We start from the raw sequence: 11,926 nt of genomic DNA, 5'->3' as shown, positions 1-11,926 counted from the left end.
GAACTGCCTCCTATTTCTCGTGTCTAAGAAATGGGAGGCAGTTTATCGAGAAGGACTTTTTTGTTGTAACAAAAAGGTACGCTAAGCGTCGAGCTTACTCTGGTGCAGCTCAACAAACCTCTGCAGCTTTTGAACAACCTCTGGCGTGAGCATGTCCTTTTTGACCTGCCAAGACCAATTACCTTCAGCCTTGCCAGGAATGTTCATACGAGCATCGTCAGAAAGGCCCAAAACATCCTGAAGCGGCAGAATAACTACTGCATTGGATGAGCTGACTACCTGCTCCATAAGGTGGTCAAAAATCTGGTGTGATTCATCAGTTGCCTGGCCACCTGTAAAACGAGCTTCTACAAAACCCATAAGCGTTTGCGTATCATGGGTACCGCTGTACACAATAGACTCCTGAGCTGGTGTAAAGGAATATCTACAATCTCCATCAGCAAATTGAATGACGCTCATGCCTGGAAATCCCGTCTGAGAAAGCAGTGCCCTGACCGCAGGAGTAACCGCTCCTAAATCCTCTGCAATAAAAGGAAGTGGGCCAAGCTGCTTATAAGCAACATCAAACAGCTCATTGCCAGGACCAAACTTGAATGATCCCTCAGCAGCAGTCTTTCCTTGCTCAATAGCATAGTAAGACGTAAAGCCAATAAAATGGTCCAGCCTGGTATAGTCATACAGATAGAAAGACCTGCGGAAACGTTCAATCCACCAACGGTATCCCTCGTCTTTATGAGCCTGCCAGTTATACGTTGGATTACCCCACAGCTGACCATCTTGAGAAAACGCGTCAGCAGGAGCGCCGGCCTGAAGCTCTGTATGACCTGCATCATCTAGAGCAAAAAGCTCTGGATGTGCCCAAACATCAGCGGAATCCTCTGAAACAAACATAGGCATATCGCCAATAATCTGAATGCCTTTAGCACGAGCCTCCGCTAATGTCTGACTCCAAATAACGTCAAAAGCAAATTGCTGCTTTCGGTGAAGTTCGATTGCCTGAGCAAGCTCAGAACGCTCAAGAAGCTCTTGCGACCAGCTGCGATATTGCTTAGGCCACTCCTGCCATACTCCCTCACCCAACAGGTCTTTAATAGCACAAAATGTTGCATACGAATCAAGCCAATATGAGTTTCTCGCGCAGAATTCCTGGTATTCAGCGGCTCGCCTGCTCTGAGGATCATCGCACTCAGAGATGACTCTCTCCATTACAGTTTGGTCAAGCAGATTAATGTTTCCTGCAAAAGCGGAAATTCCCGCGTAAGGAGAGCCGTATTCATCGGTTGGGCTGACAGGTAAAATCTGCCAATACTTCTGGCTCGATTTGGCGAGAAAATCGATGAACTCGGAAGTCTCGCGACCAATTACACCAAGCTTCTGGCCTGGCGTAATTGCGGAGTCCTCGTCGGAAGGCAGAGAAGTAATGTGAGCAAGCACTCCCATACCTGGCTCAAGAGGCTTTTGTAGTCTGTGAGCTGGCTGAACGTTTAAGACCGTGCATCCAAGCTGCCACAAAAAGACCTCTGCCTTGCCATCTTTGACAGGCACCGCTTGTCCACTAATAACGTCAATAACCTGCATGTTTTGAGGTACAGAAACATATACCGTCTTAGCATCTGAGCGGCTCTTATTCACCAACACACAAATGCCAGGTACAGCGTTGCTCTGTTCCTCTTGCTGGACATCTTTTTGAACAGGCCTACGCCAGAAAGCTAAAACATCATCTGAGCCGCTCTCGGGAACAAACGGTTCAAACGAGCCGTCCACCAGCAGAGGAAGCGTTTTTCTGAGCGCAATAGCATTGCGATACATATGCAAGTAATCCAGGTCTGCGCGAGGGCTGCTTCCTGGCCAAGGCATAGTTGCGCGATTAGTTGGGTCAACGAATCCCTCAACGCCCATCTCATCGCCATAGTAGATTGATGGAACACCAGGAAGTGTCATCTGAAGCACAGCTGTCTGCCACATACGAGCCTTAGAAAGGCCGCGTTGATCAGCAGAAAGTCTGTACGTTACCTGCTCTTGAGCAGAAAGAGCATCAGGAGCAGGAGCTCCAGCAACTACGTTAATCAGTCGCTCTTTATCGTGCGTTCCAAATACATTCAGGCACGCATAAAATGCCTCGTGAGGATAGTTTTCCCACAGCTCCTCGAGAGCTGAAACAGTTACCTCGGCACCAACTTCATTCATCAAAAATGAAAGTATAGACTTGCGCAGAGGATAATTCATAGGTCCGTCGAGCTCAGAACCTTCCAGATAATGCCTGAGTTTTCCGTATGCACGCTTATTGCTTGCGTCCTCCCAGACCTCTCCGATAATAACTGCGTCGCTACGCTCTGCAAGTGCAGCCGCACGAATCTTCTGTATAAACGAATCAGAAATCTCATCTGCAACGTCTAAGCGCCAACCACGAGCTCCACGACGCAGCCACGTTCTAATAACGCCATTCTCGCCACAAATAAACTCCTGATAATCGGGATTATCGGAGACAATAGTTGGAAGCGCGTCTACACCCCACCAGCTTTCATACGTTCCATCTTCATGGAACGTAAACCACTTATCATAGGCAGAACCAGCCTGCTGAACTGCTCCTGGTTCAGAGTAGTTCGAGAATTTATTAAAGTATTTTGAATCAGCGCCACAGTGATTAAATACGCCATCCAAAATAATAGAAATACCATGCTCAGCAGCTTTAACGCAGAGGCGTTCAAAATCCTCTACGGTGCCCAACACGGGATCAACTTCCAAATAATCCGCAATATCATAGCGATGATTACTAGAAGCAGCATAGATAGGATTCAAATAAAGCGCAGTTATTCCAAGGTTTTCCAAGTAGGAAAGCTTCTCTTCAATACCAGCCAAAGAACCGCCGTAGAAATCCCACTCAGTCACGCGGCCGTTGGCGTCGTGCTGATACTCAGGGGTCTTCTCCCAGTCTTCAACCAGCTGGCGAGAAACCCCATTTCTTGGAACAGCAAGCGCCTGCTTGGTACGTTCGTGCCAGTTTGCATCTCGTGCAAACCTGTCAGGGAAAATCTGGTAGACAACTCCACCCTTGTACCAGCTAGGGTCTTCTACACCTGCAAAGCTGCCACGAGACTTATAGCAAGTAATCTGAAATGATGGTGGCTCGCCATAGGCAAAGCTACCAACACCGATGCATCTACTTTCTTGAGCACCATATGACCAAACTGCTCCGTCAGAAGCCTGAAGCTCAAAACGATACCAAATAAGGCCCGTAGCAGCTGGTTTAACAATTGCCTCAAAGCACTGCGCATAGTCAGGTACATCAGTCGGAAGCGCGCCAGCAAAATCACTCTTTTGCATCACAACGCATTTCTCGCCAGACAGAGCTTGGGCCTCTGGAGACAATTCAGGGCCATACTCTTGCCAGAGACGAAGCGTTACTGATTGAACATCATCGTCCCAAGCAAATATTCTGATTGTTGCTGAAGTACCTAGTTCTACCGCGCCTTTTGGATCTCTACAAACAATGTTTGAGGTGTTGTGAAAAGCCTGCATTCTTACCAATCTCGACGACGTACATACCTGATAATTTCAGGGTGTAGTAAATGATACACGTCAAGATATTCATTTGCAGCGTTATGCCAACTAAAGTCCTCTGCCATCGCCTGTTTTACAAGATTTGTCCACGCTTGTTTATCGTTTCTATAAACATCGGCGGCGTACAGAATAATATCTGCCATTTCATCTGCGTTTTGATTGGCAAAACTAAAGCCGGTTCCTTCTCCCGTAAACTGGTTGTACGGTTTTACAGAATCTGCCAGGCCGCCCGTCTCGCGAACAATAGGAAGCGTGCCATAACGCATAGAAATCATCTGAGAAAGACCGCAAGGCTCAAACTCTGATGGCATCAAGAACATATCCGCACCTGCATACATGCGGTGAGAAAGCGCAATATCAAACTCAATACGTGCTGCCATGCGGTTACCATAGTGCCCATCAAAGAAGCGCATAGCATCTTCTTGTTCAGCGTCACCAGTTCCTAGAACAGCAACCTCAATACCTGCACAAATAAGACGGTCCATCGCATAGCGAATCAGGCCCAAGCCTTTCTGGTTAGTCAGGCGCGTAACCATTACCGCAAGAGGTACATCTGGATTTACCTCAAGGCCCAGCTCCTCTTGCAGCTGACGCTTACACTCAGCCTTGCCTTCCATATGACGTGCCGAGAAGTTCTGTGGAATATAAGAATCACTTGCAGGTGACCACGCACCAATATCAATACCATTCAGGATGCCGCGCAGTACACTTTGACGGCGACGGAAGATATCATCCATTCCCTCTCCGAAGTGCTCTGTCTGAAGCTCTTGGGCATACGTTGGGCTAACAGTGAGCAGATAATCGGAGTAGCAAAGCGCACCCTTCATAAAGTTGATGGAGCTTGCGTCACACCTCAGTTGATCAGCTGCAGCAGGAATATCAGCAAGACCAAGTACGTCGCTGAGCATCTTGTCAGTAAACTGGCCCTGGAACTTGACGTTATGAATGGAGAAGACCGTCTTAACGTTTTGGACCTCAGGGACGCCCTGATACTGCTCACGCAGAAATACGGGTGCCAGTGCCGTTTGCCAGTCATTGCAGTGCAGAACGTCGCAGGAGAGCTCTGGGACGTGTGCAATCAGCTCACACAGAGCCTTGGAGAAGAACGCATAGCGCTCTCCATCATCAAAGTAGCCATAGAGGCCATCACGAGCAAAGTAAGACTCGTTATCTACAAAGTAAAAATCAACGCCTTCATGAACCAGATGCCACAGCCCACAATACTCAAAGCGCCACGAAAGAGGCACCTGAAGCTCGTAGACCTTCTTCATCTTTTGTTTCCACTCGGGCTTAATGGAGCTGTAGAGTGGCGAAATAACCGCCACTCTAGCTCCTACTTTTTTAAGTGCTTGTGGCAATGAACCCGAGACATCTCCAAGGCCGCCCGACTTGGAAAAAGGCGCCACCTCTGAACTTGCATAGACAACGCGAAGTTTGCGACGCTTGGAGACTTGGGACATTATTACGCCACCCTCTTATTGTTTTTACGCTGAAGAAGAATTTCTTCGCTGGTACCACGAAGCTCAGTACCTGCAGGAATAATATTAGAACGGTCTACAATAGCGTGCTCGACTACAGAACCTTCCTTAACAATGCAACCTTCCATCACAATAGAATCGCGTACTACTGCGCCACGCTCAATGATGACGTTACGACCAAGGATGGAACCGGTAACAGATCCACGGATACGACAACCTGCAGAAATGGTTGAGTTGCTAACTTTAGAGCCAATCTCAAATTTTGCAGGAGCGGTATCGTGAGCCTTTGTCTTAATGGAACGCTCTGGGGTAAAGAGCTCATTTGCTGGCATGGGGTTCAAAAGCTCCATGTTAGCCTGATAATAAGAGTTCTTTGAGAAGATAGATGCTACATGGCCCTCAAAGTGGAAGGTACGGACCTTAACACGGTTGTAGTCAGCATGAAGCGCCTCAAAGAGGTCAAGATAATCAGTAGCTCTATACCAATCAAGCATATCAATAAGCAGGTCACGCTTGATAATAAAGCAGTCAAGGGAAGCTTCATCTCCGCGCTGGACACCATTATGTGTCTTGACTACGCGGTCACCTTCAAGCTCAACACCAACAACGTCTCTATCGTTATAACGAGTGGTGTAGGTCATCATAGTGATGTCTGCATCGGACTCAAGGTGCTGGTCAAGCAGCTCGGTAAGATCAGAGTTGAAAACAAAATTTGAAGTAGACAACAGAACATACTCTGCATCAGTTCTCTCAAGATATGGCTTGTTGGAAATCAGATCTCTGAGCAGGAAACGAGCGCCTGCGTGGGAGGTACCAAAAGCAGATCCAGGCAGAATAAATAAACCACCGCTCTTACGGTCCAAGTTCCAGTCTTTGCCAGAGCCAAGATGATCGATAAGTGAGCGATAGTTAAAGGGCATGATTACGCCAACGGTACTAATGTCCGAATTAACCATATTTGAAAGAGGAAAATCTACCAAGCGATATCTTCCCAAGAAAGGCATGGATGCAATTGGGCGTACATCATTGGCGATTTCCATATTAGTCGAAGCATAATTGCAGGTAATAAGGCCAATTACTCTATTCATTAGTGCTCACCTCTTTCAACCACTACATCATTTCCAACAACAGCAATCTCTTTATTAAGGTCAGAGCTGCCAATATGGACGTTCTTCTCGACCACAGCGTTCTCGCCAAGAATTGCGCGAATAACCACCGCACCAGGTTTAACTTCTGCGCCAGGAAGAAGTACGGAGTCAATAACGCGAGCCCCCTCACCAATAACGGCATCGGTAGACAAAATTGAATGGCGAGAATAACCAAAGACCTGGCATCCGTTGCTTACCAGACAGTCGTCTACCTCGCCAAAAGCGCCAATGTACGCTGGTGGACGGGTGGAAGCATTAGACAAAATAGGGAACTTATCCGAGAAGATATCAAACTTAGGCTCAGATCCAAGTAGATCCATGCTAGTCTCGTGATAACTTGCAATGGTACCTACATCGCGCCAGAAACCCTCAAAGCGATAGGCAAAAAGACGTTTACCATCATCAAGCAACGTCGGAATAATATCACCGCCAAAGTCATGAGAAGATTCAGGATTCTTTGCGTCCTCACGCAAAGTCTCAAGAAGCAAATCTGTGCTAAAGATATAGATTCCCATGGACGCCAGGTTGGACTCTGGCTCTTTGGGTTTCTCGGAAAACTTGGTGATCCTATCCTCATCATCAATGGACATGATGCCGAAGCGAGAGGTCTCTTCCCAGGGAACAGGCATAACAGCAATGGTGAGGTCTGCGTTGTTCTTCTTATGGCAGGCGAGCATCTCGCCGTAGTCCATACGGTAAAGCTGATCGCCCGAGAGAATTAGTACGTAATCAGGGTTATTCTGCTCAATGTAACCAATATTCTGGGTGACGGCATCTGCGGTTCCCGCATACCATGCACCACCAGACTGTGTTGCGAAGGGAGGAAGAATAGAAATTCCACCACCGCGCTCATCAAGGTCCCAAGCACTACCTGATCCCACGTAAGAGTGAAGCAAATAAGGACGATACTGTGTCAAAACACCTACCGTAGAAATTCCTGAATTTGCGCAGTTGGATAATGCAAAGTCAATAATGCGGAACTTGCCACCAAACGAGACAGCAGGTTTAGCTACTTTTGAGGTCAGAGCACCTAAGCGGCTTCCCTGTCCTCCTGCAAGTAGCATTGCAAGACATTCCCTTTTGCTCATATCCAAATCTCCTCTCTCCCCAACAGAGGTCTTTATTCTCAACGTCTTACGACGATTGAACCTAAACGCAGATCCTTACACGTGCCAAATATCTTCCATGTACTCCCTGATAGTTCTATCAGCCGAGAAGAAACCAGAGTTTGCAGTATTGTGAAGTGCGCGAGCATTCCAGCTACGACGATCTGCATAGGACTGAGTAAGCTCTTCCCATGCCTTCACGTAGGCGTCAAAGTCAATAAGCACCAGGTCAGGATCATTGTTGATCAGCAGATAGTCGTGAATTGACTCAAAGTTGCCAGAGAGTCGGCTCAACGAACCATCGGTCAGCATATTTACAATGCGAGCCAGCGTTGGGTTCTGGTTAAGCAGGTTTTGTGCAAAGTAGGTGCCGGAAGCATATACCTCTTGGACCTCGTCTGCACGAAGACCAAAAATCTTGATGTTCTCTGGTCCTGCAAGCTCAGAGATCTCAATATTTGAACCGTCATATGTACCAAGGGTCAGAGCCGCATTCATCATAAGCTTCATGTTTGAGGTACCAGAAGCCTCTGCACCAGCAACTGAAATCTGCTCTGAAATATCAGATGCAGCATAGATAAGCTGTGCATTTGAAACAGCAAAGTTTGGAATAAAGACAATCTTCAGACGACCCTCAATGCGCTCGTCGTTGTTAACCACGTCTGCAACGGAGTGAATAAGTCGAATGACTTCCTTTGCAAAGGTATAGCTCTGAGCAGCCTTGCCCGAGAAAATAAAGGTTGTTGGAGCTGGCTTATAGCTTGGGTCATCAAGCATGCGGTTGTAGAGATACAAAATCTTAAAGACATTAAGCAGCTGACGCTTATATGCATGGAAGCGTTTTACCTGCGTATCAAAGATGGTATTGGTATCCATCTCAACACCGGTTGTCTTCTTGACGTATGCAGCAAGACGCTCTTTTTCTTCTTTCTTTGCAGCGTCCATCTTTTCCAAGAACTCAGCATTATTCTCAAAAGCAAAAAGCTTCTGAAGTTCATTGGCATCATCAAGCCAGCCGGTACCGATAGCCTCAGTAATAAGCTTTGCGTAAGCGGTATTAGCCTGTGCCAAGAAGCGACGGTGGCAGATGCCGTTAGTCTTGTTATTAAAGATTTCTGGACGAAGCTTGTAGAAATCCTTCAAAACACTCTGCTTCAAAATGTTAGTGTGCAGATCAGATACACCGTTAACCGAGTGGCTAAACAAAATAGAGAGGTTAGCCATACGAACGGTGTTATCCCACAACACAGCTGTTGAGGCGAGAAGTTCGGTGTTGCCGTTAGAGTCAACAAGCAGCTGCTCCTTATAGCAACGATCAACCTCGTCGATAAACATATACAAGCGAGGAAGCAGCTCACGGAAGGTGTTAATAGGCCACTTCTCAAGAGCCTCAGGCATAACGGTGTGGTTGGTATAAGAAATTGCGTTTCTCGCGATATCAAATGCCTCGTTAAAGTCAACGCCATGGTCATCGACAAGCAGACGCATAAGCTCTGGTCCGCACATTGCTGGGTGCGTATCGTTAGTGTGGATACAGACGTGATCTGCAAAGTGTTCCCAATCCTCGCCGTACTTATCCTTATAAGCACGAAGAATGGTCTGAAGACCAGCGGAAACAAACAAATACTCCTGCTTTAAGCGAAGAATGCGTCCGTGCTCACCAGAGTCATTTGGATACAGAATGGTTGAAATTGCCTCAACGTCAGAGCGGAACTTATTAGCACGGGCATAATCGCCGGCGTTAAAAGCATCAAGATCAAAGTCTTCCTCTGCTGGCTCTGCAGACCAAAGACGCAGCTTATTTACGGTCTTTGCGCCATAGCCAACAATAGGCACATCGTATGGAACAGCCCTTACTACCTGGCCACCCTCTTGCGAGAACCAGAAATTGCCATTCTCGTCCTCATGCCTTACAACTGTGCCACCAAAGCGCACCAGTACGCTAGAATCGTCTTTTCTGACTTCCCATGGATATCCATTTGCCAGCCAGTTATCGGTACGCTCTACCTGGCGTCCATCCTTAATCTCCTGGCGGAAGAGACCATAACGGTATCTCATACCGTTACCAAAGCCAGCCATACCCTCGTGCGCCATGGAATCAAGGAAGCACGCGGCAAGTCTACCCAGACCACCATTGCCAAGGCCAGGGTCTACCTCTTGAGCAGCAAGCTCCTGAAGCGAAGTACCCATTTCTTTAAGGCCCTCTGCAACAACATCGGTGATACCAAGATTGAGTAGATAATTCTCAAGTAGTGGTCCTAGAAGGAACTCAAGAGAGAAGTAATAGACCTGCTTGTCAGCATGAATATAGGAGGTTGACTGAATTTCTCGCGCCTTTTCTGCAATGAGGTGAGCAAGAACGTTATAGCGCTCCTGATCAGTGCACTCTCCATAGTATTTGCCAAGAATCTTGATGAACTTATCGCGATACTGCTCTTCAAAATCTTGTTTATCGGTAAAAATGTTTTGTCCGTTATTTACGGCCATGCTTCCCCCTCTTTGGAAGTTCTTTCTCAAACGCTAAAACAATGCCACCAAGCGGAGGAACAGACAGTTCTACCGAATAATCTCTTCCATTCCATGCCACTGGCTTAGTGGAAAGTTTCTTAGTATTCACAATACCCGAACCGCCAAATTCTTTTGCGTCGGAATTAAATACTTCTTTCCACACACCTGCAGAAGGCATGCCTAAACGGAATTTCTGATGGGTTGCAACGTCAAAATTGATGAGAATAACCAGGTCCTCGGAAGGCTTTCTTCCGTGACGAACAAACGAGATGATTGATTGCTCATTATTGTCTGCGTCAATCCAATCAAATCCACGGTTGTCGTAGGCATGCTGCCAAAGTCCTGGATGATTCTTATAGAAATGATTAAGAGCCTTAATAAATGCCTGCTGATGAGCGTGAGTTGGATACTCCTCAGTCAGGTAATACTCAATACCCTCGTAGTAGCGCCATTCAATAAACTGCGCAATCTCGTTGCCCATAAAGTTGAGCTTAGCGCCCGGATGAGTCATCTGATGAAGTGCCAAAGCCCTCATGCCAGCAAACTGTCTCCACCAATCCCCCGGCATGCGCTGAATAAGACTGCACTTACCATGCACAACCTCGTCATGGCTGAGTGGCAGCACAAAATTCTCATTGAACTGATACATGCTGGAGAAGGTCAGAAGACGGTGGTTACCTGGCCTATAAGGGAAATCAGTCTGACAATAGTGCAGCGTATCATTCATCCAGCCCATGTCCCACTTAAGGTTAAAGCCAAGTCCCCCAACCTCGGGAGGATAGGTAACCAGCGGCCATGCTGTGGACTCTTCTGCAATCATCAAAATATCGGGATGTTCTTTTTGAGCAGTCTCGTTGCAGAGACGCAGAAAAGCACTTGCATCCAAATCTTCTTCAGTTCCCTTATGGTTAAAGCGCTTCTGGGAAGGATCGTCGATACCAAAATTCAAATACAGCATGCTGCTGACACCGTCAACACGAATGCCATCAGCGTGATAGTCCTTCAGCCACATAAGCAGGTTAGAAACAAGGAAGCTTCTAACCTCACCACGAGTAAGATCAAACTTAAGAGTTCCCCAGTTAGGATGCTCTTTTTCTTCAAAGAGCTTGGTACCATCAAACTCCGCTAGACCATGAGCATCTTTACAGAAGCCTCCTGGGACCCAGTCCAAAATGACGCCAATACCAGCCTGATGACAGCAGTCAATAAAGTGTTTGAACTGGGCAGGATTGCCATACCTTGAGGTGGGAGCAAAATAACCCGTTACCTGATAACCCCAAGATCCATCAAAAGGATGCTCCATAACAGGGAGAAGCTCAATGTGGGTGTAGCCCATATCTTTAACATAGGCTACCAGCTCTTCTGAGAGGTCATCATAGGTGTAGAAGGCATCTACGTTAGTGTCAAAATAGTCCTTGGGTTCTTCAGTCTGCTCTACAGTCTCTGTATCAGCAGAATCTTCCTCTTGGGCAGTCAGGTCAGTATGCTGCTTCCAGCTCCCAAGATGAACTTCAAAGATGTTAAGAGGACTATGCAGGAACTTAAGTGTTGCACGCCTTTTCATCCATGCTTCGTCTTCCCAAACGTACACGTCTGGGTCAAACGTAATAGATGCCGTATGTGGTCTGACCTCCGCATAGGTACCATAGGGGTCAGCCTTAAAAATCTTCTGTCCAGAAGCGGATACAATCAGGAATTTATACAATACTTCCGAGGTGATTCCTGGAATAAAACCTTCCCAGATTCCGCCATGATTTGAGCGAGAAAGAACGTTGACGGTATCATCCCAATTATTAAAGTCTCCAACAACAGAGACAGAGGCTGCATTGGGGGCCCAAACCGCAAAATGATAACCTTCAACTCCATCTTCTTGAACCGCAGGGTGTGCACCTAATTTCTTATGACTCTGGAACCATTTTCCTTGCGCAAACAAGTATGCATCCTGGTCACTCACTGCTAACGATGCATTTAACTCTGCCATACTCACCCCCGCGCTTACCAATGAAATCTACGCATCTTATAGATTTGTTATCAATAAAGACTCGTAGTTGATAGTTACTAAGATAAACCATTACAAGGTAAAACACGGTGACAAACAGTCAATATGACTTTCACCGATAAAAAA

At 46.8% G+C, this 11,926-nt stretch carries 6 protein-coding genes; all 6 read right to left on the bottom strand.

From position 1 onward, the window contains the following. Nucleotides 1-81: 81 nt before the first annotated feature. The 6 genes from HMPREF1647_RS06405 to glgB all read right to left on the bottom strand — a co-directional run bounded on the left by HMPREF1647_RS06405 (nucleotide 82) and on the right by glgB (nucleotide 11,782). Entirely contained in the window at nucleotides 82-3,519 is a 3,438-nt protein-coding gene (locus HMPREF1647_RS06405) for a 4-alpha-glucanotransferase (protein WP_035433186.1), read from the bottom strand. Between the two features lie 2 nt (nucleotides 3,520-3,521). Then, complete coding sequence (glgA, locus tag HMPREF1647_RS06400; RefSeq protein WP_035433184.1) at nucleotides 3,522-5,021, bottom strand: glycogen synthase GlgA; 1,500 nt, start codon at nucleotides 5,019-5,021, stop codon at nucleotides 3,522-3,524. A gap of 2 nt (nucleotides 5,022-5,023) precedes the next feature. Beyond that, nucleotides 5,024-6,127 carry a glucose-1-phosphate adenylyltransferase subunit GlgD gene (glgD, locus tag HMPREF1647_RS06395; RefSeq protein WP_035433181.1) on the bottom strand — a complete coding sequence of 368 codons (1,104 nt, stop codon included), beginning with the start codon at nucleotides 6,125-6,127 and terminating at the stop codon, nucleotides 5,024-5,026. Next, a complete protein-coding gene (locus HMPREF1647_RS06390; protein ID WP_035433179.1) occupies nucleotides 6,127-7,275 on the bottom strand; it encodes a glucose-1-phosphate adenylyltransferase in 1,149 nt (382 codons plus the stop codon). Before HMPREF1647_RS06390 ends, glgD begins: the two co-directional genes overlap by 1 nt. Before the next feature lie 75 nt (nucleotides 7,276-7,350). Continuing rightward, nucleotides 7,351-9,780, bottom strand: coding sequence for a glycogen/starch/alpha-glucan phosphorylase (locus HMPREF1647_RS06385; RefSeq protein ID WP_035433177.1), 2,430 nt, complete (start codon nucleotides 9,778-9,780; stop codon nucleotides 7,351-7,353). Then, complete coding sequence (gene glgB / locus HMPREF1647_RS06380; RefSeq protein ID WP_035433175.1) at nucleotides 9,767-11,782, bottom strand: 1,4-alpha-glucan branching protein GlgB; 2,016 nt, start codon at nucleotides 11,780-11,782, stop codon at nucleotides 9,767-9,769. Before glgB ends, HMPREF1647_RS06385 begins: the two co-directional genes overlap by 14 nt. Between the last annotated feature and the right edge of the window lie 144 nt (nucleotides 11,783-11,926).

The sequence above is a fragment of the Lancefieldella parvula DNF00906 genome, assembly GCF_000758945.1.
In the GTDB taxonomy this organism is placed as follows: Bacteria; Actinomycetota; Coriobacteriia; order Coriobacteriales; family Atopobiaceae; genus Lancefieldella; species Lancefieldella parvula_C.
Note: the sequence above shows the minus strand (reverse complement) of the source record. Positions and strands in the feature narration are given on the sequence as shown.